24 protein-coding genes and 2 other annotated features are annotated in these 25,939 nt (G+C 32.3%); of the genes, 22 read left to right on the top strand and 2 right to left on the bottom strand.

Annotated features, from left to right (window positions below):
• The 9 genes from hypD (at position 1) to UF10_RS07605 (ending at position 13,564) form a co-directional block, all read left to right on the top strand.
• Positions 1-2,370, top strand: coding sequence for a trans-4-hydroxy-L-proline dehydratase (gene hypD / locus UF10_RS07565; RefSeq protein WP_106777190.1), 2,370 nt, complete (start codon positions 1-3; stop codon positions 2,368-2,370).
• A 195-nt stretch (positions 2,371-2,565) separates the two neighbouring features.
• Positions 2,566-3,372 (top strand): pyrroline-5-carboxylate reductase, encoded by an 807-nt coding sequence (gene proC / locus UF10_RS07570; protein ID WP_106777191.1) that lies wholly within the window; start codon positions 2,566-2,568, stop codon positions 3,370-3,372.
• Positions 3,373-3,594: 222 nt separating this feature from the next.
• Positions 3,595-3,858: a binding site (T-box leader), on the top strand.
• A 126-nt stretch (positions 3,859-3,984) separates the two neighbouring features.
• Entirely contained in the window at positions 3,985-5,262 is a 1,278-nt protein-coding gene (locus UF10_RS07575) for an O-acetylhomoserine aminocarboxypropyltransferase/cysteine synthase family protein (protein WP_106777192.1), read from the top strand.
• Between the two features lie 154 nt (positions 5,263-5,416).
• Positions 5,417-5,623, top strand: coding sequence for a pentapeptide repeat-containing protein (locus UF10_RS07580; protein WP_106777193.1), 207 nt, complete (start codon positions 5,417-5,419; stop codon positions 5,621-5,623).
• 241 nt (positions 5,624-5,864) lie between these two features.
• On the top strand, positions 5,865-6,791 hold the full coding sequence (locus UF10_RS07585) for a homoserine O-succinyltransferase (protein WP_106777261.1): 927 nt from the start codon (positions 5,865-5,867) through the stop codon (positions 6,789-6,791).
• A 194-nt stretch (positions 6,792-6,985) separates the two neighbouring features.
• Positions 6,986-7,675: a vitamin B12 dependent-methionine synthase activation domain-containing protein gene (locus tag UF10_RS07590; protein ID WP_106777194.1), complete on the top strand. Its 690-nt coding sequence runs from the start codon at positions 6,986-6,988 to the stop codon at positions 7,673-7,675.
• A gap of 10 nt (positions 7,676-7,685) precedes the next feature.
• Positions 7,686-10,109: a homocysteine S-methyltransferase family protein gene (locus tag UF10_RS07595; protein ID WP_106777195.1), complete on the top strand. Its 2,424-nt coding sequence runs from the start codon at positions 7,686-7,688 to the stop codon at positions 10,107-10,109.
• Between the two features lie 10 nt (positions 10,110-10,119).
• Positions 10,120-11,946, top strand: a complete 1,827-nt coding sequence (locus UF10_RS07600; RefSeq protein WP_106777196.1) for a bifunctional homocysteine S-methyltransferase/methylenetetrahydrofolate reductase — start codon at positions 10,120-10,122, stop codon at positions 11,944-11,946.
• Between the two features lie 223 nt (positions 11,947-12,169).
• Positions 12,170-13,564 (top strand): peptide MFS transporter, encoded by a 1,395-nt coding sequence (locus tag UF10_RS07605; protein ID WP_106777197.1) that lies wholly within the window; start codon positions 12,170-12,172, stop codon positions 13,562-13,564.
• Positions 13,565-14,069: 505 nt separating this feature from the next.
• Here the strand turns inward: UF10_RS07605 and pip are convergent.
• Positions 14,070-15,029: a prolyl aminopeptidase gene (gene pip / locus UF10_RS07610; RefSeq protein WP_106777198.1), complete on the bottom strand. Its 960-nt coding sequence runs from the start codon at positions 15,027-15,029 to the stop codon at positions 14,070-14,072.
• A gap of 346 nt (positions 15,030-15,375) precedes the next feature.
• Here pip and UF10_RS07615 point away from each other — a divergent pair, with 346 nt between their 5' ends.
• The 13 genes from UF10_RS07615 to UF10_RS07675 all read left to right on the top strand — a co-directional run bounded on the left by UF10_RS07615 (position 15,376) and on the right by UF10_RS07675 (position 25,607).
• Positions 15,376-16,458, top strand: a complete 1,083-nt coding sequence (locus UF10_RS07615; RefSeq protein ID WP_106777199.1) for a M24 family metallopeptidase — start codon at positions 15,376-15,378, stop codon at positions 16,456-16,458.
• A 270-nt stretch (positions 16,459-16,728) separates the two neighbouring features.
• Positions 16,729-16,878, top strand: coding sequence for a 50S ribosomal protein L33 (gene rpmG, locus UF10_RS07620; protein WP_106777200.1), 150 nt, complete (start codon positions 16,729-16,731; stop codon positions 16,876-16,878).
• Between the two features lie 48 nt (positions 16,879-16,926).
• Positions 16,927-17,136, top strand: coding sequence for a preprotein translocase subunit SecE (secE, locus tag UF10_RS07625; protein ID WP_106777201.1), 210 nt, complete (start codon positions 16,927-16,929; stop codon positions 17,134-17,136).
• 30 nt (positions 17,137-17,166) lie between these two features.
• The gene (gene nusG, locus UF10_RS07630; RefSeq protein WP_106777202.1) at positions 17,167-17,709 is read left to right on the top strand and encodes a transcription termination/antitermination protein NusG; all 543 of its coding nucleotides are present in this window, start codon (positions 17,167-17,169) and stop codon (positions 17,707-17,709) included.
• Positions 17,710-17,723: 14 nt separating this feature from the next.
• Positions 17,724-18,149, top strand: a complete 426-nt coding sequence (rplK, locus tag UF10_RS07635) for a 50S ribosomal protein L11 (protein ID WP_106777203.1) — start codon at positions 17,724-17,726, stop codon at positions 18,147-18,149.
• 91 nt (positions 18,150-18,240) lie between these two features.
• Positions 18,241-18,939 carry a 50S ribosomal protein L1 gene (gene rplA / locus UF10_RS07640; RefSeq protein WP_106777204.1) on the top strand — a complete coding sequence of 233 codons (699 nt, stop codon included), beginning with the start codon at positions 18,241-18,243 and terminating at the stop codon, positions 18,937-18,939.
• 74 nt (positions 18,940-19,013) lie between these two features.
• Positions 19,014-19,141, top strand: a sequence feature (ribosomal protein L10 leader region).
• Between the two features lie 45 nt (positions 19,142-19,186).
• Positions 19,187-19,705 carry a 50S ribosomal protein L10 gene (gene rplJ / locus UF10_RS07645; protein WP_106777205.1) on the top strand — a complete coding sequence of 173 codons (519 nt, stop codon included), beginning with the start codon at positions 19,187-19,189 and terminating at the stop codon, positions 19,703-19,705.
• Positions 19,706-19,801: 96 nt separating this feature from the next.
• Complete coding sequence (gene rplL / locus UF10_RS07650) at positions 19,802-20,167, top strand: 50S ribosomal protein L7/L12 (protein ID WP_106777206.1); 366 nt, start codon at positions 19,802-19,804, stop codon at positions 20,165-20,167.
• Positions 20,168-20,615: 448 nt separating this feature from the next.
• A complete protein-coding gene (locus UF10_RS07655; RefSeq protein WP_106777207.1) occupies positions 20,616-21,590 on the top strand; it encodes a radical SAM protein in 975 nt (324 codons plus the stop codon).
• 129 nt (positions 21,591-21,719) lie between these two features.
• Entirely contained in the window at positions 21,720-22,649 is a 930-nt protein-coding gene (locus UF10_RS07660) for an ABC transporter substrate-binding protein (protein ID WP_106777208.1), read from the top strand.
• Positions 22,650-22,660: 11 nt separating this feature from the next.
• Positions 22,661-23,455 carry an ABC transporter permease gene (locus UF10_RS07665; RefSeq protein WP_106777209.1) on the top strand — a complete coding sequence of 265 codons (795 nt, stop codon included), beginning with the start codon at positions 22,661-22,663 and terminating at the stop codon, positions 23,453-23,455.
• Between the two features lie 4 nt (positions 23,456-23,459).
• On the top strand, positions 23,460-24,218 hold the full coding sequence (locus UF10_RS07670; protein ID WP_106777210.1) for an ABC transporter ATP-binding protein: 759 nt from the start codon (positions 23,460-23,462) through the stop codon (positions 24,216-24,218).
• Between the two features lie 369 nt (positions 24,219-24,587).
• Entirely contained in the window at positions 24,588-25,607 is a 1,020-nt protein-coding gene (locus UF10_RS07675; protein ID WP_106777211.1) for a lactonase family protein, read from the top strand.
• Positions 25,608-25,682: 75 nt separating this feature from the next.
• Here UF10_RS07675 and UF10_RS07680 read toward each other — a convergent pair whose 3' ends face one another.
• Positions 25,683-25,916, bottom strand: a complete 234-nt coding sequence (locus UF10_RS07680; RefSeq protein WP_106777212.1) for a hypothetical protein — start codon at positions 25,914-25,916, stop codon at positions 25,683-25,685.
• Positions 25,917-25,939 lie beyond the last annotated feature (23 nt).

Raw genomic sequence — 25,939 nt, forward strand, 5'->3', positions numbered from 1 at the left:
ATGAGTAGGGGATCATTTGAAAGAACAAAAAAATTAAGGGAACAAAGCACTTCAGCACAGCCTTATATTAGTATAGAAAGAGCAATTTTGATGACAGAAGCCTATCAAAAATTTGAAGGAAGTGTTGAAACACCAATACTTAGAGCTAAAGCATTTAAATATTATATGGAAAACAGATCCTTATGTATTAATGACGGAGAGTTGATTGTTGGAGAAAAGGGTGATGGCCCTCAGGGTGCGCCTACATATCCAGATCAGTGCTGTCATTCTCTTGAGGATATGGAAGTAATGAACGGTAGAGATCTTGTTAATTTCAAGGTTACAGAAGAGGATATGAAGATCCAAGAAGAAAAGATAATACCTTTCTGGAAGGGTAGACAGATAAGAAATAGAATTATCAGCAATGTTGATCAAGAGTGGCTTGACTGCTATGAATCAGGTTTATTTACCGAGTTTATGGAACAAAGAGCTCCAGGACATACAGTTGGTGGAAATAGATTTTATCAAAAAGGTTTTGCTGAGTTCAAGGAAGATATCAAAAATAGAATTGCAAGACTTGATTTTGTAAATGATACAGATGCCTATAATAAAAAAGTAGACCTAGAAGCTATGTCTATAGCTTGTGATGCAATGATAGTTCTTGGGAAAAGGTATGCAGAAAAGGCTAGAGAAATGGCTGAAGTTGAGACAGATCCAAAGAGGAAGGAAGAACTTCTTTTGATAGCTCACAATTGTGATGTAGTGCCAGCTCATAAGCCAGAAACTTTCCACCAAGCAATACAGATGTATTGGTTTGTCCATATAGGTGTAACAACTGAACTAAATATATGGGATGCATTTAGCCCAGGAAGATTAGATCAGCATCTGAATCCTTTCTATGAAAAGGATCTAGAAGATGGGATATTGGATAGAGAAAAAGCAAAAGAGTTGATGGAATGTTTCTGGATAAAGTTTAATAATCAGCCAGCACCACCAAAGGTAGGTATTACATTGAAGGAAAGTGCTACTTATACTGACTTTGCGAATATAAATACTGGTGGTATTACTCCAGATGGTAAAGATGGTGTAAATGAAGTGAGTTATATAATTTTGGATACTATGGACGAGATGAAACTTCTTCAACCTAGTTCAAATGTTCAAATCAGTAGAAAAACTCCAAAGAAATTCTTAAAGAGAGCTTGTGAAGTATCAAGAGAAGGTTGGGGTCAGCCAGCATTTTACAATACGGATGCAATAGTATCTGAACTTATGGAAGCTGGAAAAACTCTAGAAGATGCTAGATGTGGTGGAAGTAGTGGATGTGTTGAAACTGGTTGCTTTGGTAAGGAAGCATATGTCTTGACTGGATACTTAAATATACCAAAAATACTAGAAATAACTCTAAATAATGGTTTAGATCCAGTATCTGGCAAAAAGCTTGGTATAGAAACAGGTGATCCAAGAGAATTTATGACTTATGATGAACTCTTTGATGCTTTTTCTAAGCAACTAAATCATTTTGTAGACATCAAGATGAGAGGAAATCAGATTATAGAAAATATATACGCCAAACATTGTCCAGCACCTTTAATGTCTATAATAGTAGATGACTGTATAGAAAAGGGTATGGACTATCAAAGAGGCGGTGCTAGATACAATACTAGATACATTCAAGGTGTTGGTACAGGTACTGTAAGTGATTCACTTATAGCTATTAAGTACAATGTATTTGATAAGAAAAAATTTGATATGGGAACACTTTTGGATGCAATGCATGCAAACTTTGAAGGATATGAACAAATATTAAATATGGTGAAAAATAAAACTCCAAAATATGGTAATGATGATGATTATGCCGATGAAGTAATGAAGAGTTTCTTTGATCTTTACTACAATACAGTTAGTAATAGACCAACTGTAACAGGTGGAAAATATAGAATAAATATGCTTCCTACTACTTGTCACGTATATTTTGGTGAAGTAATGCAGGCATCTCCAAATGGTAGACTATCAGGAGTGCCTCTATCTGAAGGTATCTCTCCTGAAAAGGGAGCAGATACAAATGGTCCAACAGCCGTAATTAAATCATGTGCAAAGATGGATCACCTAAAGACAGGAGGAACTTTGCTAAATCAGAGATTTGCTCCTTCAGTAGTAGTTGGAGAAAAGGGATTAGATAATATGGCAAACCTTGTTAGATCTTACTTTAATATGGATGGACACCATATACAGTTTAATGTATTTGACAAAAATGTATTATTGGCTGCACAGAAAAAGCCAGATGATTATAAGGATTTAATTGTTAGAGTAGCTGGTTATTCTGATCACTTTAACAATCTAAGCAGAGCTTTGCAGGATGAAATAATAAACAGAACAGAGCAAACTTTTTAAGGATTAAATAATAAATATTTAATTTCAGTAGTTGCTTTTAAAGATAGTATATAAATATAATATTATATAGATATTTATAAAATTAGATAAAAAATATAATAAGGTGAGTAGCTAGCTTGAAGTTGGATAAGTATTTTAAGTTAAAAGTATTGAAGTTAGTTACTCCCTTAATATGTAGATAAATAGGGGGAAATAATGAATAAATTAGCAGTAATAGGCGCAGGAAATATGGGAAGAGCAATAGTTGGTGGAGTTATAAACTCAGGATTAATATCAGCAGAAAATGTAATTGTATCAGATCCATTTGAATATTGTCTTGAATGTGTAGAGAAAGATTATAAAACTGAAACTACTACGGACTCAAAAGAAGCAGTAAAGTCTGCAGATGCTATCATATTTGCGGTTAAACCAAATGTAATCGGAAAGGTTTTATCTGATGTAAAAGATGTAATTAGTGAAGACAAAATAATAATATCAATAGCAGCAGCAACTTCAATAGATGCTATAAGTGAACATATTGGTTTTGGAAATAAGATTGTAAGAGTAATGCCAAACACTCCAGCCCTAGTTGGTGAGGCTATGTCAGCACTATCTCCTAATGAAAATATTACTGATAAGGATTTACAATATGTTTTGGGCATATTTAATTCTTTTGGAAAAGCTGAAGTAGTATCAGAATCTTTAATGGATTCAGTAGTTGGTGTGAGTGGGTCTTCTCCAGCCTATGTATTTATGTTTATTGAAGCTATGGCAGATGCTGCAGTACTTACAGGTATGCCAAGAGCACAGGCATATAAGTTTGCAGCACAGTCAGTATACGGTGCAGCAAAAATGGTTCTTGAGACAGGAAAGCACCCTGCAGAATTAAAAGATATGGTTTGTTCTCCAGGTGGAACAACTATATCTGCAGTAGAAGCTTTAGAATCTTGTGGCTTTAGAAATGCAGTAATACAAGGTCAGTTGGCTTGTGTAGAAAAATCAATAGATATGGCAAAGAAGTAGAACTTTTGGGAGGGGGATTACCCTCCCTTTTTTTATTGTGGATATCTTGCATTTAATTTATAAATAAATGATGTATTAAATATCAGTCGAGTATTTAATTATATATTGGAGATTAAAGCTTGCCTATAAACTTGAATATAACTTTATTTTCAAAAAAATCAGAATTAACTGTTGACAATATCTATAAATTGTTATAAGATAGTTAACAAATGAAAAAGAAATATTAATCCATTGAAGAGAAGAGTAGGTATTGGATTTTTCTACAGAGAACCTGTATTTGGTGAGAGCAGGGAAAATGAATGTATTGAACATGGTCTCAGAGGAGGTGTGTCGAATTTTTTAGACTCATTCAGGTGCGCCTGTTATAGCGCTAGGGTATGATGGTACTCGAATATTTATATTTGTGGACCTGGTGTAGCCGAAGAGGTGGTGTCTGTGAGGGCTCTACAAATAAAGGTGGTAACACGTGTATATAACGTCCTTTTCAACTATTAGTTGAAGAGGACTTTTTTTATTTAAAAAACACTTTTATTAATTGATAAGACCTCATAAATATATTTGAAAAAGGTAAATATAAAAAATATTAAAAGATAAAATTAGGAGGTAAGTATTATGTCAAAGGAATTAAAATCAGCAACAAAGTGTATTCATTCAGGTTATAAGGCAGAAAATGGTGATCCTAGAGTATTTCCTCTAGTTCAATCAACAACATATAAATATAACACAGCAGATGAGCTAGGTGATTTATTTGATTTAAAAACAGAGGGTCATATTTATTCAAGAATATCAAATCCAACAGTAGCAGTATTGGAAGAGAGAATAGCAGATCTTGAGGGTGGAATAGCAGCAGTAGCTACATCTTCAGGGCAATCAGCCAATCTCCTTGCCATACTTACTTTGTGCAAGCAGGGGGATAATATATTGGCACTATCTAATTTATATGGAGGGACTGTCAGTCTATTTACTCACACAATCAGTAGATATGGAATAAGTGTAAAATTTGTTGATATAAATGCAGATGAAAAAGAAATAGAGTCTGAAATAGATGAAAATACAAAATTAATATTTGGAGAAACTATAGGAAATCCAGGAGTAGATGTATTGGATATAGAAAAATTTGCAGATCTTGCTCATAGAAATGATATTCCTTTGGTGATTGACAATACATTTGCAACTCCAATACTTTGTAGACCTATAGAGTTTGGAGCAGACATAGTAACTCACTCTACTACAAAATATATTGATGGACACGCAAGAACATTGGGTGGAGTAGTGGTTGATTCAGGAAAGTTTGATTGGAAAAATGGTAAGTTTGATGAGTTAGTTCTTCCAGATGAAAGTTATCATGGAGTTAGCTTTGTAGAATCTTTTGGAGAAGCTGCCTATTCAGCCAAGGCTAGATGCACATTTGTTAGAGATATAGGATTTATAATGGCTCCTTTCAATGCATTTTTGACTACACAGGGAATAGAAACACTTTCTATAAGAATAGAAAGACATAGCGAAAATGCCCTAAAGATTGCAAAATACTTAGAAGCTAAGGACGTAATAGAATGGGTAAAATATCCAGGTCTAAAAAGCAGTCCAAGCTATGAACTATCTCAAAAGTATCTAAAGGGAGGAAGTAGTGGAATAATTGCCTTTGGAGTCAAAGGTGGAGTAGATGCAGCCAAGAAGTTTATAGATAGTTTGGAGATAATATCTTTGGTTACTCATGTTGCAGATACAAAGAGCTGTGTAATTCATCCAGCGAGCACAACTCACAGACAGCTAAGTAAAAAACAGCTAGAAAAAGGTGGAATTACAGAGAACTTAATCAGACTCTCTGTTGGAATTGAGGATGTAGAAGACTTGATAGATGACATAGAAAATGCACTTTCTCAAATATAGCTTTGATCAAGGGATAAGCCCTATCTATTTAATATCAAATGAATATGAATAGCGAAGTTGTAAATATTATTATTAACTTTAATAAAATAGATAGACTATAGAAATCCGTTATTACTTTTAATAAGGAGATAAGTTATAAAATACAGTATTAGCTTTGTCTAAAAGAATAGAGATTACAGAATCAAATAACACAGAACTAAATAAGACAGAACTAAATAACATAGAATTAAATAACACAGAACTAAATAACATAGAATTAAATAACACAGAATTAAATAGCACAGAATTAAATAGCATAGAATTAAATAACACAGAACTAAATAACAAAGAAATTAAAGAGATGAAAACTGTGAGTATTTAAATAAATAATTTATTAGACAATAATATTATTAAAATGACCAAGAGATTTATCTAAAATTATAAAAATAAGACATTATAAACTACGGTATGCTGACTAGGGTATTTAGTGTATATTTTTATAGACTTATGTTATTTCTTATGGGAGTTTAAAATAAATTTAAGAGAAAAACTAATAGGGGGGATTGTCTTTTAGTTTACTAAAAAAGAGCCAGTCCCCAATATTAAAGGAAAGGAATATTAAAATGCCGATAATTATACCTAGAGATTTACCAGCTTATCAGACTTTGATAGATGAAAATATATTTGTTATGGATAAGGAAAGAGCTAATAGACAAGATATTAGACCTTTAGAGCTGGCAATAGTAAATTTGATGCCTACAAAAGTAAAAACTGAGACCCAGATTTTAAGAAGAATATCAAACACAGCGCTGCAGGTAAAGATAGATTTTGTAAAGACTAAAAGTCACGAAAGTAAAAATACTTCCAAAGAGCATTTAGAAAATTTCTATGTAACACTAGATGATATTAAAAATAAAAAATATGATGCAATGATAGTTACAGGTGCACCTATAGAAAACTTGGAGTTTGAAGAGGTAGATTATTGGGATGAAATGCTGGAAATTCTTGAGTTTGCAAAGAAAAATGTTTATTCAACTATGTTTATATGTTGGGCATCTCAAGCTGCACTGTATCACTACTATGGAATTGGAAAGAAAAAATTGGATAAAAAATTGTTTGGTGTATATAAGTGTAATTTAGAGAAAGATTCAATAATTACAAATGGATTTGATGATGAGTTTTTTGTACCCCATTCAAGACATACTTATTCAAGTTTAGAAGAAGTGAAAAATGTTGAGGATTTGATAGTTCTTTCCTCCTCTCAAGATGTAGGCTTAAATATTGCCTCTACAAAAGATGAAAGATTTATTTTCCTAACAGGACATGGTGAATATGATGAAGATACGCTTGAACAAGAGTATCTGAGGGATAAAAATTTGGGTCTAGATATAGAAGTACCTATAAACTATTATAGAAATAATGATCCAAACTCAGAGATATCTGTAAAGTGGAAGGCTCACAGTAATCTGCTTTTTTCAAACTGGTTGAATTACTGTGTATATCAAAGAACTGATTATAATATAGAAAAAATTGTAGAAAGAGCAGTATAGCAAATAAAATATTATACAGATAAAGCAAATTAAAAACTATAATTAAAAAAAATTAAACTCTAAGTAAAAAGTGTTAAAAGTACAAAAAAATGAGAGTTATAAGTTTTTAAAGATAAGAGTAAAAATGTTGATTTTGACTAAAAAGCTTAAAAGTATGTATAATACTACTAATAAAGAAAAAGGGGTGGAGTATTATGGATATTGAAATTGAAAAGATTAACAGACAGGAAGTATTAAAGTATTTATCATATAGAGGGAGTGAAATTCCAATAGAAATAAATAATTTAATAGACGAGTGTATAAAGGAAGTCATAGAGATTTCAAATCCTAAATATATTTACCAGATATTCAATATAGATAGAAGAGAAGACAAAGTATTTTTAGAAAATAGCAATTTTGAACTTCAAGGTGGGGATATTAAACAACTTTTAGAAAACTCCAGTAGCTGTATACTGCTAGCGGCAACTTTGGGGATAAGGATAGAGCAAGTAATTAGAACTTTGCAGATAAGAAATCTAGCAAAATCAATTATTATGGATAGCTGTGCAAGTAGTGCAGTTGAATCTATATGTAATCAAATTACTGAAAATATAAGATCTAGCATTGAAAAAAAAGGAAAATATACTACAGATAGATTCAGTCCTGGATATGGAGATTTACCTATAGAAATTCAAAAAGATTTTATAGAAGTACTTGATGCTAGAAGAAAGATAGGGATTAATCTTAGTAGTAGTGGAATTATGATACCTAGAAAATCGGTAACTGCAATAATAGGAATATCAGAAAAAATGGAAAAAAAGAGATTTACTGGCTGTGAAAACTGCAATATGTTTATGGATTGCGAATATAGAAAGTTTGGGAATTTTTGTAAGAAAGTTTTTTAGGAGGGTGTGTATGAAGATAGATGAACTAATGAAAAGAGATGGCTTTGTAATTTTAGATGGTGCAATGGGGACTATGCTTCAAAAGTCAGGTCTTAGCTTGGGAGAGAGACCTGAAGAATTTAATATTACAAATACAAGTGTTATATCTGAGATACACTCCCTATATGAAAAGAGTGGCTCTGAGATAGTTTATACAAATACTTTTGGAGCAAACAGACATAAGTTAGAAGGGACGGGTTTGGATATTGAAAGTGTTATTTCAAATGCTGTTTTGGCTGCAAGAAGTGGATGCCAAGATGTATGTGTCGCCCTAGATGTTGGTCCTATAGGAGAGTTATTGGAGCCAAATGGAAGTCTTTCATTTGAGCAAGCTTATGATATTTTTAAGGAGCAGATGCTAATTGGACAAAAAAGTGGAGTTGATTTGATTGTAATAGAGACAATGACAGATTTGTATGAGTTAAAGGCAGCTATTCTTGCAGCCAAGGAAAATACATCTCTTCCTGTATTTACAAGTATGACATTTGAAAAAAATGGAAGGACTTTTACAGGTTGTAGTGTGGAGTCCTTTGTAGCAACTGCAGAAGGTTTGGGAGTAGATGCTTTGGGAATCAACTGTTCTCTAGGTCCAGACGAGATATATCCAATAGCCAAAAGAATAAGAAAACTTTCAAACATAGATATAATAGTAAAGGCAAATGCAGGTCTTCCAAATCTTGAAACGGGCGGATATGATTTAGATGCAGATAAATATTGTAGATATATAGTAGAGATAGCCAAGCTAGGAGTAAAATATATAGGTGGCTGCTGTGGTACAACTCCAGAGTATATATCAAAAATAAAGAAGGCTTTAGATACACTATATATAAAAGAGAAAAATAATATAGAAGACAAAATTAACAACAAAAGAAAATCTATAGTCTGCACTCAGAGTTCATCTTTGGAGATAGATAGTATAAAAGTTGTGGGGGAGAGGATCAACCCAACTGGTAAGGAAAGATTTAAAGACGCTCTAATAAATGAGGATATGGACTATATATTGACTCAGGCAATAGAGCAGCTAGACGAGGGTGCGGATATATTAGATATAAATATAGGTCTTCCTGAGATAGATGAGCCTAAGATGATGAGCAAAGTAATAAAGGCGATTCAATCTGTAACAGATATACCACTTCAGATAGATAGCTCAAACTATGAAGCCTTGGAAGCAGGTCTTAGGGTATATAATGGAAAGCCCTTACTAAATTCTGTAAATGGTGAGCAAAAGTCTATGGATAATATTTTGCCTCTAGCAAAAAAATATGGTGCAGGAGTAATTGCTTTGACTTTAGATGAAAAGGGAATTCCAAAAACAGCAGAAAAAAGATTTGAAATAGCTCAGAGAATATATAGAGAATGTGAGAAATATGCTATAAAAAAAGAAGACATATATATAGATTGTTTAGCACTTACTGTATCGGCTGAGCAAGATTCAGCCAAAGAGACATTAAAAGCTATAAAGCTAGTAAAGGAAAATCTGGGTTTAAAAACGATCTTAGGAGTATCTAATATTTCTTTTGGACTTCCGAATAGAGATCTTATAAATTCTACGTTTTTGACTATGGCTATGGAAAATGGATTAGATTTAGCTATTGTAAATCCAGCATCAGATCAGATAATGGATAATATCTCAGCATTTAAGTTATTAAATAGTATAGATAAGGATTCACAAGAATATATAGAAAAATTTGCTGATTTTCAAGAAGATGATGAAAAAGATATAAATAAAAGTAAGATTTATAGAAAAAAAAATAAAAGCTCGGGAAACAAAGAAGGAATCAGCATAGAAGAGGCTATAGAAAAAGGTCTTAAAGAAGAGACTAAAGAGATTACAAAAAATTTATTAAAAAGTCATTCTGAACTTGAAATAATAAATAATAAACTGATACCTGCTTTGGATAGAGTTGGAGATAACTATGAAAAGGGAGAAATATTTTTGCCTCAACTAATCAAATCTGCCGAAGCATCTCAAGAAGCCTTTGATCTAATAAAAGAAAGAGTGTCATCTCAGGGAAAGGCTAGTGTATCAAAAGGTGATATAGTGATGGCTACAGTCAAGGGAGACATTCATGATATAGGGAAAAATATAGTGAAAGTAATTTTAGAGAATTATGGATACAATGTAATAGATCTGGGAAGAGATGTGGATATAGAAAAGGTAGTAGATGCAGTAGTTAAATATGATATAAAGCTCTTGGGCTTGAGTGCACTTATGACAACTACCCTAAAAAGTATGGAAAAAACGATTGAAAGGGTGAGAAAAGTAGCACCAGCTTGTAAAATTATGGTTGGAGGTGCAGTTCTTACCGAGGAGTATGCTCTTAAAATTGATGCGGATTATTATTGTAAAGATGCTAAAAAAAGTGTTGAGTGTGCTCAAATAGTATTTGGATAGGGGATAAGCTATGGATAATGTGGATAGAATAAAAAGTAAATTACCTCTATTATTTGATGGTGCGATGGGAACTTATTACAGAGACAGTATTAAAAGCCCTCTTCCAGAATGTGAGATGGCAAATATCTTTGATAGAGAGTCCATTTTAAATATACATAAAGAATATCTAGAGGCAGGTGCAATAGCGATTAAGACTAATAGCTTTGGAGCTAATAAAAGAGCTTTGAACTGCTCAGAGAATGTACTAGCTACTATTATAGAGTCTAGCTATAATTTGGCCAATGAAGCTGTAGCAGATTATTGTGCAGATAATAAAATTAATATAGATGATAGATTTGTATTTGCAGATATTGGGCCAATTGCCCATCCGTCAGAGCCATATAATTATAAAGAATTTCTGGAAGAATATGTGGATATTGTGGATAAATTTTTAGAGCTTGGAGCAAAAAATTTCATATTTGAAACTTTAGATGAGGATATATTTTTATTGGATCTATGTGAATATATAAAAAATAAAGAGGAGGATTCTTTCATTATAGTTTCCTTTGCTATAAATCCAGACGGATATACAAGAAAAGGATATTATGGAGAAAAACTAATTGAGAATGTCTCAAAAAGTAATTTTATTGATTCAGTAGGATTTAATTGTATTTCTGGACCAGGATATTTATTGAATACTATAGAAAAAATCAATCTAGATGGAAAAATTATTTCTATAATGCCGAATGCATCTTATCCAACAATTATAAATAATAGGGTGTATTATTCAGATAATAGCAACTATTTCGCCAATACTATGATGGACTTTCTTGATTATGGAGTAGAAATTATTGGTGCTTGTTGTGGTACGACACCTAAACATATAGGTAAAATGAATAGGCTTTTAGCTGATAAAAAAGTCTCTAAAAATATTAAAAGACAGATATCAAATGATAATAGAAAGGCTTCACATAAAATAAATACAAAGGAAAAGCCCAATATATTTTATGATAAGCTGCTTTCTTCAAAGAAGGTTATTGCAGTTGAACTGGATCCTCCAGCTGATATCAATATAGAAAAATATATGGAAAATGCACATAGCTTGAAAAAGGCGGGTGTGGACGCTATTACGATTGCAGATTGTCCAGTGGCTAGGGCAAGGATAGACAGCTCTCTTATGGCATATAAGCTAAAAAATGAGTTGGATATAGAGCCTATAGTTCATCTAACTTGCAGAGATAGAAATCTAAATGCAAGTAAGGCACTTTTATTAGGTTTAAATATTGAAAATATAAGAAATCTGATTATAGTGACAGGTGACCCTATTCCGAATGCTGAAAAAAATGAAATAAAGCCTGTTTTCAATTTCAATTCAAGGATACTGGCACAGTATATAAAAGATCTTAACGAAAAGCTATTTACAAACAGTATGATGATATCAAGCGGATTGAATGTAAATGCAAGAAATTTTGCAATTGAATTAGAAAAAGCAAAGAATAAAGAGCTTGCTGGAGTAGAGGTGTTTTTTACTCAAGTAATAGCATCTGAAAGAGCTATAAAAAATTTGATTTGGGCAAAGAAAGAATTGAAATCAAAAATTATGGGAGGAATAATTCCTATTATTAGTTATAGAAACGCTATTTTTATGAATGAGGAAATATCAGGGATAAGCATTGAGAATGAAATAATTGAAAAATATAAGGGAAAATCCAAAGAAAAGTCGGATAAATTAGCCGTAGAAATAAGTCTAGAGTTTATGAAGAGGATTGAAGATAAAGTGGACGGTTTTTACCTAATAACACCATTTAGTAGAGTAGATATTATTGAAGAAATACTTAAAAAATATATGAATAAGTAAGAATATTTGATGATAAACACATTCATAGTTTTGAATATTCACTAAATTTTTAAAATATAAAAATATTATTTTTTTATTTTTGTAAATACCTTGACTAAATCTTAATTAGAATATAAACTGTTGATTGAGGGATATTAATATCCCTCTGATAACGTTATTGTAGTCTCATATGATAACGTAAAATTTTATATTATTAATTTAATCTTAAGGAGGGTTTAGGTTTATGGGAGAAATTAAAGCAAAATACCCAAAGGGCTTTTATGTGTCAAGTTTAACTTACACATTCGAAAGATTTGCTTTCTATGGTAGCAAGCCACTACTTATCCTTTTCTTAATCACAGCTGTATCACAGGGTGGTTTAGGAATTGATACTAAAGAGGCAGCTATTATAGCTGCAGACTTTACTGCTTGGACTTATATCGCACCAGTTATTGGTGGATTTATTTGTGACCGTTGGTTAGGAGCTAGATATGCAGTATCAATAGGTTGTGTACTTATGGCCATTGGTTATATGTTTGGTTGGAAGGCAACTGGAGTAAATTCAATCTTATTAATGATTGCTATAGTATCAATAGGTACTGGTTTATTCAAGGGTAACCTTGCAGCAATTATTGGTCGTCTATTTGATGATGAAGATTTACTTGACTCTGCATTCTCAGTTCAGTATTCATTTGTTAACGTTGGTGCAATGCTAGGTTCTGCAATCACTGGTGTTCTTTATATGAGTACATTTAAGCAGGGAGACGTATTTGGATTTAGACCAGTATTCTTGGTTTGTGGTATTTTAGTACTGTTAGGTGGTATATTCTTTACATTAGGATATGGAACACTTCAGGGACAGGGTAAAAAGCCATTCAAGTACAGAACTGACGTAGATGGTAACATTGTTGGTGAAGCTGATGAAGAAGAAACTAAAGAAGAAGCTAAGAAAGAAGCTAGTGAACCTCTTACTAAGAACGAAAAGAAGAGAGTTGCTGCGATAGTATTTGTATCATTTGTATCTATTATATTCTGGTTATTCTACTATCAGCAAGATATAGCACTAACTATATACATGGACAAGTATGTTAACATGACATTAGGTGGATTTACATTTGCTCCTCAGCATTTATCTACTACTTGGAATGGTCTATTATGTATATTCTTAAGTTTAGCTGCATCTAAGTTATGGTTCAAACTATCTCAGAGACCTCAAGGTGACTTGTCAATGTTCCAGAAGGTTACTATATCATTTATATTCCTAGGTGTTGCATATGTTGTGCTTATAGCTATGGAATTATCAAGAGGTGTAGGTGCTGATGCAAGCCATCAGGTAACTGTATTATGGTTATTCCTATTTGGACTATTGTTGACAATAGGTGAGATTTGTTTCTCTCCACTTGGAAACTCATTTGTAAGTAAGTTTGCTCCAAAGAAGTACTTCTCATTACTAATGGGTGTTTGGACATTCGCAACATTTGCGGCATCTAAGTTAAATGGATATATCCAGGGATTCGTTGAAAAACTTGGTATCTACAATATATTCGTAACATTTGCAATAGTATCATTTGTTGTTGCAGTTATAATGTTCTTATTAACTAAGCCACTTAATAAGTTAGTAGAAGATGATGAAGCTTAATTAAATAAAACTTATAAATAATAACATTTTTATAAAAAAGACTGCTGCATATGTAGCAGTCTTTTTATTTTATATGGATTTATATAGTTATATACAGACTCCAATTTTATATGGATTTATAGAGATAGCTTATAGTTTAATTAATGAGTTTAGAAGACTATAAAGTCAAACAAAACCTAAAAATAAACTACTGATAACTATATATGAGAATGCTAGCTGATGATTTATAAAAAACTAGAAGAAATATGGTCAATAAAGATTTTAAGAAAGTCCTTTATGAATATTATAGATAGAGAAGATAGAGAATATATAGATAGAGAAGATATATAGTAATTTAGTTAGGAAGAGTAGATAAGAAATTCAGGTAATTAAATGAGTTATTTTTCAATTGAATTTGGGCAAATAAAAAGAGAGCAAAAAAGCTCTCTTTTTTATAGTAGATTCTGATTATTTAGTATATTAATGCTAAAAGATAATAATTTACTTCTTACTTCTATTCTGATTTTTAAAATAATTTCTTGTAATTATCAGTTGCTTTTACTAATCTATCTATTATTTCTGGTTCTCCAGAAGAGTGGCCTGAGATAGTAATATTTAGGTCGCAATTATTTAGCTTCTTACTAAGCAGCCAAGCACCTATAAATCTACAGTCCATATCATATCTTCCGTGAACAATAGTAGTAGGTATATCCTTGATAATATCAGCCTCATCTAGAATATAGTTTCTGTTTTCTCTAAACATATTGTTCATCCAGAAATGGCATTCAATTGTAGCCATAGAAATAGCATAATCTTCATCACCAAAATCATTTACTACATCTTCATTTGGAAGTAAAGTAACAATGCTTCCTTCCCACATACTCCAAGCTCTAGCAGCTTCTACTCTAGTAGCTCTATCATCACTTGTAAGTCTCTTGTAGTAAGCTGTAATTATATCATCTCTTTCAGCTTCTGGTATAACGCTTACATAGTCTTCCCACTTGTCAGGGAATATATTAGACGCTCCACCTTCTTGATATATCCAGTCTATATCTTCTTGTCTACCTAGGAATATACCTCTAAGTACTAGTCCGACAACCTTTTCAGGATGCTTGATAGCATAGCTTAGAGCAAGAGTTGATCCCCAGCTACCACCAAATACTAGCCACTTTTCTATTCCTAATTTTTCTCTGATCTTTTCCATATCTGAAATGATACTATCAGTATCATTGTTAGTAAGATTGGCGTGTGGTGTACTCTTACCACTACCTCTCTGGTCAAATAGTATTATTCTGTAAAATTCTGGATCGAAGAACTGTCTACAAGATGGTGCAGTACCGCATCCTGGACCTCCATGTAAGAATACGACTGGCTTTCCGTTTGGGTTACCTGATTCTTCATAATAAATATTATGAACATCATCTACCTTGATAAAATCAGTAAAGTTAGCTTCAATTGATGGATAAAGTGTTCTTAATTCGCTCATATTACTACTCCTTTGAAAAAAATATTTTTTGTAGTATTTTACTAGTTAATCCAAATATTATTCAATTTTTATTTGTTTAAAGACGATAAAAATAGTATAATATAAAGCTTATAAATACTACTCTAATCAAAATTATAGCACACACAATAGTAGAATTCTAGCAAAAGACAATGAAATAACAAATATCTGGAATTAGTAAATAATAAATATAATGTTTTTCGTAAAAACGTTTTATTTATTGCGATTAAGTGTTATAATTATAAATGAATTTTGATTTTATTATTAAATAGAAAATATTCTAAAAAATAAATCGAGGTTCATAATATTTTTTTGTGGAGGCCTAATTATGAAAGACAACAGAGTAAGTAAAGTTTTAAAGAAGATGAAGGAAAATAATATTCCTCAGATGATAGTAAGTGATCCACTTTCAATATTCTATCTTACAGGATTTTTACTAAATCCAGGAGAAAGATTATATGCACTATGCTTAAAGGAAAATGGAGATCATAAGTTATTTGTGAACGCTCTATTCCCCATAGAAGAAGATCTAGGTGTAGAAAAGGTTATATTCTCAGATACAGATGACTCAGTAGCAGTTGTAGCTAAGTATATGGAAAAGGGACAAACTATCGGTGTCGATAAGAACTGGCCAGCAAGATTTGTACTTGCTTTAATGGATTTATGCCCAGACAGTAAGTTTGTAAATTCTTCATTTATAGTAGACACATCAAGAATGTATAAAGATGATGAAGAAAAGCAACTTATGAGAAATGTTTCTATAATGAATGATAAGGCTTGTGAAGAAATCATAGGCAGAATCACAGGAGATAAGACAGAAAAGCAAATAGCAGATGAACTAATAAACTTATACAAGGAAATGGGAGCTGAAGGTCTTTCATTTGACCCTATTATAGGAATGGCTGCTAACGGTGCAAACCCACATGGTGAACCAGGAGATAGATATGCTCAGCCAGGAGATGCTATAATTGTAGATATCGGATGCAAGAAGGATATGTACTGCTCTGATATGACTAGAACAGTATTCTGGAAAGAAGTAAGTGAAAAGGGCAAGGAAGTCTATGATATAGTAGTAGAAGCTAATAGAAGAGGTATAGAAGCTTCTAAGCCAGGTGCAAGATTCTGTGATATAGATGCAGCTTGTAGAGACTATATAACTGAAAAGGGATATGGAGAATACTTCACTCATAGAACAGGACACCATATAGGTCTAGAAGATCATGACTATGGAGATGTATCATCTGTTAATACAGATGTAGCCGAACCAGGAATGATATTCTCAATAGAACCAGGAATTTACCTACCAGGTGATTTCGGTGTTAGAATAGAAGACTTAGTTCTTATTACAGAAGATGGATGCGAAGTGCTAAACTCATATACTAAGGATCTTCAGGTAATAGGAAACGATTAATAAATAATTATATACTATCTAGTTTAGTATAGAATTTAATTCAAATATAAAGCATTTTTAAAGCTTTAAAAAATAAAAAATAAAAATTAAATAAAACAGATTAAAATACCGCAAATGAATTGACATAGCAATAAATTTGTGGTATTTTATTTTAGACGGCTTTTCTATAGGCGTCAGTTTGAGTTGTAAAAATTACGGAAGGTAATAGTTACTTGATTTTTTTCAGGAAGCTATATCATCATATATAAAATTAATCATGGAGGTGTAATGATGAGAGTTAAAGTAACTTTAGCATGTAAGGACTGTGGTCAGAGAAATTACCATACAACAAAGAATAAGAAGAATAATCCTGACAGAATAGAATTACAGAAGTACTGTAAATTCTGTAAGAAGCATACTACTCATAAAGAAACTAAGTAATTGAGACACATCAGGAAACTAAGTGTTTAGCGTAAAGGATGTGATTAGATGGCTAAGGAAAATGTAGAAGTTTCAGAGAAAAAAGTTGGCTTTTTTAAGGGAACAATAAATGAACTTAAACAAGTAACATGGCCAACTAAGGGAGAGCTAGCTAGTAAGACTTCAGTAGTCTTGGCAGTAGTAGTAATAGCTACTCTATTTGTTTGGTTAGTAGACACTGGCTTATCAAAGCTTTTAAGTATGCTAATTGGTAGATAGTAGTAATCCATATTGAAAGGATGATTTTTTATGTCAGAAGAAAGAAGTAAGAGATGGTATGTCGTTCATACTTATTCTGGTCATGAAAACAAAGTAAAAACTACAATTGAAAATACTGTTAAAAACAGGGGAATGGAAGATATTATCGAATTGGTAGTAGTTCCAACAGAAGATGTAGTAACAACTACGAAGACTGGTAAGGAAAAAATTAGTCAAAGAAAGATATTTCCAAGTTACGTAATAGTGAAGATGGAAATGACTGATGAATCTTGGTATATTGTTAGAAATACTAAGGGTGTTACAGGATTCGTTGGACCTGGCTCAAAGCCAGTTCCTCTAACAGAAGACGAAGTGTTTAATATGGGAATTGAACTTCCATCTGACAAAATTGTCTCTGGTGATGTTGATCTGAACCCAGGAGATGCAGTAAGAGTAATAAGTGGTGCTTTTGTTGATAATATTGGAGAAGTAGAAGACATAAACATCGAAAAAAGAGAAGTAAAAGTCTATGTTAATGCATTTGGTAGGAAGGCCTTGGTAACACTAGGGCTTGAAAATATAGAGAAAGTTTAAGGAGGTGCAACACAATGGCTAAGAAAATTATAGGACAAATTAAATTACAGATACCTGCAGGAAAGGCAACTCCAGCTCCACCAGTTGGACCAGCACTAGGACAGCACGGTGTTAATATTATGGCGTTCACAAAGGAATTCAACGCTAAGACAGCAGATCAGGCAGGAATGCTTATACCAGTTGTTATAACAGTATATCAGGATAGATCTTTCAGTTTCATAACTAAGACTCCACCAGCTGCTGTACTTATCAAGAAGGCTATCAACCTAAAGTCAGGTTCAGGTGAACCAAATAAGAACAAGGTTGGTAAGATAACTAAGGCTCAGGTTCAGGAAATAGCTGAACTTAAGATGAAGGATTTAAACGCTGCTTCAGTTGAATCTGCAATGAAAATGATCGCAGGAACTGCTAGAAGTATGGGTGTTGAAGTAGTTGACTAATAAGATCAACTAATTTATTTCGCTATGTAAGGTAAAATACCTTATTAGTGGGAGGTAAAAATACCGTATATACCACAAGGAGGAATTTAAAATGGGAAGAAAAGGTAAAAGATACGAAGAAGTAATCGCTAAAGTAGATAGAAATGAATACTATGATGCTTCAGAAGCGATAAAGCTAGCAGTAGATACTGCAAATGCAAAGTTTGATGAAACAATAGAAGTACATGTAAGACTAGGCGTTGACTCTAGACATGCTGATCAGCAGGTTAGAGGAGCTATAGTACTACCACACGGTACAGGTAAGACTAAGAAGGTTTTAGTTTTCGCTAAGGGAGAAAAGGCTAAGGAAGCAGAAGAAGCAGGAGCAGATTTTGTAGGAGCTGAAGACTTAGTTCAGAAGATTCAGGGTGAAAACTGGTTTGATTTTGATATAGTTGTTGCTACTCCAGATATGATGGGTGTAGTTGGTAGACTAGGTAGAGTATTGGGACCTAAGGGATTAATGCCAAATCCTAAGTCTGGAACAGTTACTTTTGATGTTACTAAGGCTGTAGAAGAAATCAAGGCTGGTAAGGTAGAATATAGACTAGATAAGTCTAATATAATACACGTTCCAGTTGGTAAGGCTTCATTCGGTGCTGAAAAGGTATTTGATAACTTTAAGGTACTTATGGATGCTATAATAAAGGCTAGACCATCTGCTACTAAGGGGCAGTATATGAAGAGTGTTACAGTTGCTGCGTCAATGGGACCTGGTGTTAAAATAAATCCTGCAAAGGTAACTGACTAATAAATTTCAAATAAAAAATAAATATTTGAAATACTGTTGACACAGGTTGACATATATGATATTATTGTCAATGTTGAAAAAGAATAGATTTACCGTAGACAGTGGGTGCGATATAGCTTAATTTCCCACCGAGGTTGCGATATACGTGATACTTGTACCCTTGCAGTCTATAAATTAGTTGCAGGGGTTTTTTATATTTTACGGTGAGTGCTAAACTTTATTTTTGTGAAGGAGGTGCACTAAGATTATGAATAATGCTATGGAAACTAAATCAGCTGTTGTTGCTGAGATAGCAGAAAAGCTAGAAAAAGCTGCTTCTGTTATAGTTCTTGATTACAAGGGACTAACAGTTGAGCAAGTAACAGAACTAAGAAGTCAGATGAGAGAAGCTGGTGTTGAATACAAGGTATACAAGAATACACTTGTAAGAAGAGCTGCTAGCCAAGTTGGTGGAGATGCTTTTGCAAACTTCAACGAAGAACAGTTAGTAGGACCAAACGCAATAGCTTTTGGTTATGACGATCCAGTTGCTCCAGCTAGAATACTTAAGAGCTTTATGGATAAGAATCCAGAAAAGATAACTCTAAAGATGGGTGTTGTTGAAGGTGAATTCTACAACGAATCAAAGATTGTTGCTCTTGCATCAATACCATCAAGAGAAGTACTTATTGCAAAGCTTCTTGGCAGCCTAAAGGCTCCAATGTCAAACTTCGTATACTTATTGGATGCAATAATAAAGAAGCAAGACGAAGCTACAGAAGCGTAAGTTTTATACCAGCTAGTCTGGTAGGCTAAAATGCCAAACAGTTAAAATGAAATCAAGACAAAACAAAAGATAAATAATACACGGAGGTGCAATAAAATGACAATAGAACAGATTTTAGAAGCTATAGAAAACATGAAAGTTTTAGAATTAAATGAATTAGTTGAGGCTGCTGAAGAAAAATTCGGCGTATCAGCTTCTGCTCCAGTAATGGTTGGTGGAGCTGCTGCAGGCGGTGCTGCTGCTGAAGAAAAGACTGAATTTGACGTAATATTAACTTCAGCTGGATCTTCAAAGATAGGTGTTATAAAGGAAGTTAGAGCTATAACAGGATTAGGACTAAAGGATGCTAAGGAATTAGTTGACGGAGCTCCAAAGCCAGTTAAGGAAGGCGCATCTAAGGAAGAAGCTAACGAAATAAAGGAAAAGTTAGAAGCTGCTGGTGCATCAGTAGAAGTAAAGTAATTTAACTTTTAATTTAGAAAAAATTGCTATCAGGGGGTTGTCTGTATCGTAATGATCGGGCGACTCTTTTTTTGCGCAAATTTATAAGAAAATATTTTAATAAGCAAATTATAATATTAGAATAGAATAAAAAATAAAAAATGAGAAAAATAATTAAGAAAACAAAAAGCTAGTAGATAATTAAAGAAGAATTTATAATGATATTATAAATATGTTTGGAGTATTATCGAAAATAAGAAATTAAAAATGATAAAAAGTAAATAGATTATTAAAATATTATCTGCTAATAATATAAAATATAAAGCATATAGAAAATATGAATATTGATATAACTAAATATAGTAAAAATATATAAGATTGAGATAGAATTGATAATAAATATTATAAATGATAAACTAAGAAAGTATGTGTCTTTAACTAAAGATACATTGTATATTTAGGAGGGATTATGAAAAACAAGGTTGAAAGTTCCATAATGAAAGCTATGGATGGTAAGCTTCTTGATAAACAAGATATTGTAAACCTTTTAGAACTACCTTCACAGTCCCAAGAGGTAAAGTTATTGGGAGCTTTAGCCAGAAGTATTAGTAAGAGTGTTGCAGATAATAGAGGCAAGATTTGGGCTGCCATAGGGCTAGATTATGCAAGTTGTAAGATGAATTGTAGCTTTTGCTCCTTGGGAGAAGAATGGAATTCTACAAGAAAATATTATGAGTTAGAAGAAGATGAAGTAATGAAAATTACAGAAGCTTTTATAGAAAATGGTGTTAATTGGCTTGTCATTAGAACTACTGAGTTTTATGATTTTGATAAGCTCATTTATTATGCCCGCAAAATAAAAAATATATTGCCAGAAGATGTAGTATTTACTGTAAATACTGGAGATGATAACTCTAGAAGATCAAAAGAGTTGAAGGATGCAGGTTTTGATATGGTATATCAAACAATCAGACTAAGAGAAGGTGTGGATACTGACTTTTCTATAGATGATAGAAAAGAAACTTTGGGAAAAATAACAGACTCAGGCATGATCTTATCTCAGTATCTAGAACCAATAGGACCAGAACATACATCTGAAGAAATTGCAGAGAGGATACTTGCTATAGTTGAAGAAAAGACGACTGTCGCTGGTGTTATGAAGAGAGTATCTATAGAAGGTACACCGAAGTTTGAATTTGGAGATTTGGATGAAGATAGACTTGCTCATATAGTAGCTGTTATGAGAATAGCGACTAGGGGTCATATAGAGGATATTATAATACATCCATATAGTAAAAAAGCACTGGATTGTGGAGCAAATGCAATAGTTGTAGATATTGGTGCAATACCAAGATCTCCTAAAATAGAATTAAAAGAGTGGGATTCTATAGATGCTGAAAAAGCGAAGATGCTTTTGGTAGATAGTGGCTACTATGTTCAGTAAGTTGAAGGGATATATATATTTTATTTAAATATATAAATATATAAATATTAAATTAGGATAATATAGGAGGAATCAATGAAGAAAAAAGCACTATTGTTGATGTAGGCTCTAGTTATTTCTGTTTCTGTGATGGGATGTAACAAGACGTCAAATAAAGAAACAGCCAAAGCTGCGAATGAAAAAATTGATATGAATGTGGGGACTTGGAAAATGGCTCAGACAATACAGCCATTTATCTATGACGAGTTCAAAGATGACAAAGATAAGTTGGAGGTAAAGCCTTTCACAAATCCAGGAGATATGAAGACAGCTCTATTATCAGGTGATCTAGACTTTACGGGAACTACTTGGGTAACTGCTATTATGGCGGCATCAAAAGAAGAGCCAATTAAAGTTGTAGCTAGTATGACAGAGAAATGTTCTGCCTTAGTTGTTGGAAAAGACAGCAATATAAATGATATAAAAGATTTAAAGGGAAAGACAATTGCTTATGTTCCAGGAACAATGCATCATATTTTATTATTAGAAGTGCTAGATAAGGCAGGTATTGATCCAAATAGTGATGTAACTTTAAAGAAAATAGATTTCTTTGATATGGGACAGGCACTTGCATCAGGATCAATTGATGCCTTTTGTAGTGGAGAGCCATACCCATCAATAGCTATGACAGATGGATATGGAAAGGTATTGGTATACCCTTATTATGATGATAGTATAGGTTATATTAATGCAGCGATGATTACTACTGAAAATGAAATCAAGGAAAATCCAGAAAAAGTTCAGGAAATGGTAAATATGCACGTTGAGTCTACAAAGTATCTTATGAATCACAAGGAAGAATGGATTGACAAGGCTGTAGAATTTGGTACAGATAAAAAGTATATTTCTAAATCTACTGAAAATATAGATCTAACATATGATATTACAGATCAAACTATAAAGCAGGTAAAAAACCTTGCTGAAAGAATGAAGGAACAAAAGATAATAGACAATGTTCCTGATATCGATAAAATGTTTGACCTTACTTTCTTGGAGAAGGCAAAAGAAGAAATTAAATAGTGGTGAGTAAAATGAAAAAAAGTATAAATAAAAATAGTAGGATTGATTTTCTTAATTTTATTGTACCGATTATATTTTTAGCGGCTTGGATGATTTTGCCGACTCTACTAGACACTCCCAAATATCTTATACCCTCTCTTTCTACAGTAGCAAAGGGTTTTATAGACTTTATTTTTGGGAGTTATGAATTGAGTACTTACTCAGGGAGCTTTTTTAGCAATGCCTTGGCGAGTACATATAGAGTAATAGTAGGATTTTTAATAGCTGGAGTGCTCGGTGTTCTTATGGGAATTTTATCCGGCTACTATGTATATATAAAGAGATTATTTGATCCCTTTATCCATATAATTAGAATGATTCCAGGTATAGGTTGGTTTCCAATTGCTATGGTTTGGTTTGGAGTTGGAAATAAAACGACAATATTTTTAGTTGCATTGGCGGCATTTTTCCCAATATATGTAAATACTTTGAGGGCTGTGAGTGATGTTGATAAAAATCTTATTAATGTAGGTAAAATACTAGGTGCAAGTCAAAGTAGTATTATGAAGACAATAATACTTCCTGCTTCACTTTCAGGTATCTTTTCTGGTCTCAGGCTAGGAATGGGTGTATGCTGGGCATACTTGGTACTAGGAGAGCTCACAGGAGTTAATGAGGGGCTAGGAGCTGTGATGATGGATTCTAGGATGCTTGGTAATGTTGATATGATAATAGTGTGTATGATATCGATAGCATTTCTTGGTAGAATTTTTGATCTAATCTTGCTTGGTATTTTTAAGCTGCTTAGACCTTCAGAATTGAGGTAGAGATATGGAAGAGAAAATTCTAAAAATAGATAATGTAAATTTAAGCTATAAAAATGGTGAAAAAGAAAAAGAAGTATTAAAAGACATAAGTTTTGATATAAAAAATGGTGAAATTGTAAGTATAATAGGACCAAGTGGTTGCGGAAAGTCCACGTTACTTGGAGCTATTGGTGGAATAAACAATAACTATGAAGGTAGCATCATATTCAATGGACAAAAAATAAAGGGCCCTTCTTCAAATAGAGGTTATATATTTCAGGAAGCAGCTCTTTTTGATTGGTTAACTGTAGAAGAAAATATTGGATATGGATTGAGGCTTAAAAAAATTTCAAAAGATGAAATAAAAAAGCTAACAAGTGAATATATCAAAGAGATAGACTTAGAAGGATATGAAGATTATTATCCAAATAAACTTTCCGGTGGAATGAAGCAAAGAGTGTCTCTTGCTAGGAGCCTAATAATGAATCCTGAGCTACTTCTTATGGATGAGCCATTTTCAGCTCTAGACTATCAAACTAGAATAGAGATGCAGGGCTTAACTATGAGGCTTTGGGAAAATTATAAACCTTCGATTGTATTTGTGACTCATGACATAGAAGAAGCAATACTTCTATCAGATAAGGTGATGGTAATGAGCAAGAATCCAGGTAGAATAATAGAAATAATAGACATTAAATTTAAAAGACCTAGAAAGATTGATTTAATAAGTGATATTGAGTTTGTAAATATAAAAAAGAAACTTTTAAAAATGCTTATTTTTTAGCATCTAAATGCCTACTCATCTTGATAAGATAGAAAAAAGAAAAAATATTGTAATAAGAATAAGACCCTATATGTAAAATTGTATGTGTTAGTGGCATATATTTTATATGTAGGGTGTTTTTTATATAGATATTTAAGAAATATAGACGCTTATTGAAGTAAAGTGATAATCTAATATGGCTAAGTAAAAGAAAAAAATATTTGAAAAACTAAAGTTAAGTTAAAAAATACTTATTATATATTTTAAAAAATATAAAAAATAATAAGAATAAAAATAGTATTGTTCATATAGCCTCTAAATGGGTATTATAATAATAGTGTAGGATTGTTAAATTATATAGTTAGATAAAGAAGCTTTGGAGGTAAAATTATGAAGAGGATATATTTAGGTGGGTATACAAGAAAGAAAAATAAAGGGATTCATATTTTAAAAATAGATAAAAATAGTAATAAAATAAATGAAGTAGAATTTATAAAGGAAGAAGGGGCTACTTTTTTGGCCTTGAGTAGAGATAGAAAAAAATTATTTTCAATAACTACAAGGGAAGAAGGTGGAGTGGCCTCTTATAAGTTAGAAAATGGCAGATATAACCTTGTAGATACTATTGGATATATGGGAAAATCACCATGTCATATTTATTTTGATGAAAAACAAAGCATTATATATGCGAGTAATTATCATTTGGGAAGGCTTGATATAATAAAGGTAGATGATAATTTGGAAATGAAAATAATAAATACTATAAATTATTTTGCCAACAGCATAGTAAGCCCAGATCAGGATTCTTCAAAATGTCATATGGCAATTAAAGATAGAGGTGACGAATATCTTATAGTGGTGAACTTAGGGGCAGATTGTATATATTCTTACAAGATGTTTGAAGATGGAAGCTATAAACTAGTAGCTATGTATAATAGCAAGGCGGGAATGGGACCGAGGCACTTGGTATTTGATAGAGAAGGTGAATATGCTTATATAATAGGGGAATTAGACTCCTCGATTGATGTAGTAAAATATAATAAAAAGACGGGAGTATTTAAGTTTGTAAGTAATATATCTACTTTGCCAGATGATTATAAGGGTAAAAATACAGCTTCTGCGATTAAGATTTCAAAGGATGATAAGTTTTTATATGCATCAAATAGAGGACATAATAGTATAGCTGTGTATAAGATAGTCGAAAAAGGTAAGTTGGAGCTTATTCAAATAGAGAAAACAAAGGGTGAGACACCTAGGGATTTCAACTTTATAAAAGATGAGGAAATGATACTAGTGGGTCACCAAGATGGTTTGATACATTTGTTTGAGAGAGATAAAGAAACAGGAATGATTAAACATATGGATGGCAAGTGCTTAAATATAGAAGAAATAGTATGTGTTTTGAGCTAATTTCAAGTAAAATATCCATTTAAATGGAATAATATAGAAGTAAAAAAGATAGGTGCATATATGCACCTATCTTTTTTAGTTTAAAGACAAACTTCTCATTACAACTGTATATATAATATATACACTGGAAATTAATATTAAAATTTCAGGGATTATTACTGTAAAAACTAATTTCCTAAAGAAAGTCTTTTTATTTTTCGAATTATTTTTTGCCCTAATAAACATTACTGTTGGATAAAGGGTATTTATAGCCATTGCAAGAAAAGTACAGAAAAAAATTTTTATGGCTGCTGGATTTGTAGCTATCAAACTTTCACCTCCAATTATTCTTT

Source organism: Peptostreptococcus russellii (assembly GCF_003012055.1).
Taxonomy (GTDB): domain Bacteria; phylum Bacillota; class Clostridia; order Peptostreptococcales; family Peptostreptococcaceae; genus Peptostreptococcus; species Peptostreptococcus russellii.

Excerpts from the sequence above, each read along its gene's own strand:
- hypD (WP_106777190.1), top strand. The coding sequence starts at position 1 with ATGAGTAGGGGATCATTTGAAAGAACAAAAAAATTAAGGGAACAAAGC.
- proC (WP_106777191.1), top strand. The coding sequence starts at position 2,566 with ATGAATAAATTAGCAGTAATAGGCGCAGGAAATATGGGAAGAGCAATA.
- UF10_RS07575 (WP_106777192.1), top strand. The coding sequence starts at position 3,985 with ATGTCAAAGGAATTAAAATCAGCAACAAAGTGTATTCATTCAGGTTAT.
- UF10_RS07585 (WP_106777261.1), top strand. The coding sequence starts at position 5,865 with ATGCCGATAATTATACCTAGAGATTTACCAGCTTATCAGACTTTGATA.
- UF10_RS07590 (WP_106777194.1), top strand. The coding sequence starts at position 6,986 with ATGGATATTGAAATTGAAAAGATTAACAGACAGGAAGTATTAAAGTAT.
- UF10_RS07595 (WP_106777195.1), top strand. The coding sequence starts at position 7,686 with ATGAAGATAGATGAACTAATGAAAAGAGATGGCTTTGTAATTTTAGAT.
- UF10_RS07600 (WP_106777196.1), top strand. The coding sequence starts at position 10,120 with ATGGATAATGTGGATAGAATAAAAAGTAAATTACCTCTATTATTTGAT.
- UF10_RS07605 (WP_106777197.1), top strand. The coding sequence starts at position 12,170 with ATGGGAGAAATTAAAGCAAAATACCCAAAGGGCTTTTATGTGTCAAGT.
- pip (WP_106777198.1), bottom strand. The coding sequence starts at position 15,029 with ATGAGCGAATTAAGAACACTTTATCCATCAATTGAAGCTAACTTTACT.
- UF10_RS07615 (WP_106777199.1), top strand. The coding sequence starts at position 15,376 with ATGAAAGACAACAGAGTAAGTAAAGTTTTAAAGAAGATGAAGGAAAAT.
- rpmG (WP_106777200.1), top strand. The coding sequence starts at position 16,729 with ATGAGAGTTAAAGTAACTTTAGCATGTAAGGACTGTGGTCAGAGAAAT.
- secE (WP_106777201.1), top strand. The coding sequence starts at position 16,927 with ATGGCTAAGGAAAATGTAGAAGTTTCAGAGAAAAAAGTTGGCTTTTTT.
- nusG (WP_106777202.1), top strand. The coding sequence starts at position 17,167 with ATGTCAGAAGAAAGAAGTAAGAGATGGTATGTCGTTCATACTTATTCT.
- rplK (WP_106777203.1), top strand. The coding sequence starts at position 17,724 with ATGGCTAAGAAAATTATAGGACAAATTAAATTACAGATACCTGCAGGA.
- rplA (WP_106777204.1), top strand. The coding sequence starts at position 18,241 with ATGGGAAGAAAAGGTAAAAGATACGAAGAAGTAATCGCTAAAGTAGAT.
- rplJ (WP_106777205.1), top strand. The coding sequence starts at position 19,187 with ATGAATAATGCTATGGAAACTAAATCAGCTGTTGTTGCTGAGATAGCA.
- rplL (WP_106777206.1), top strand. The coding sequence starts at position 19,802 with ATGACAATAGAACAGATTTTAGAAGCTATAGAAAACATGAAAGTTTTA.
- UF10_RS07655 (WP_106777207.1), top strand. The coding sequence starts at position 20,616 with ATGAAAAACAAGGTTGAAAGTTCCATAATGAAAGCTATGGATGGTAAG.
- UF10_RS07660 (WP_106777208.1), top strand. The coding sequence starts at position 21,720 with ATGGGATGTAACAAGACGTCAAATAAAGAAACAGCCAAAGCTGCGAAT.
- UF10_RS07665 (WP_106777209.1), top strand. The coding sequence starts at position 22,661 with ATGAAAAAAAGTATAAATAAAAATAGTAGGATTGATTTTCTTAATTTT.
- UF10_RS07670 (WP_106777210.1), top strand. The coding sequence starts at position 23,460 with ATGGAAGAGAAAATTCTAAAAATAGATAATGTAAATTTAAGCTATAAA.
- UF10_RS07675 (WP_106777211.1), top strand. The coding sequence starts at position 24,588 with ATGAAGAGGATATATTTAGGTGGGTATACAAGAAAGAAAAATAAAGGG.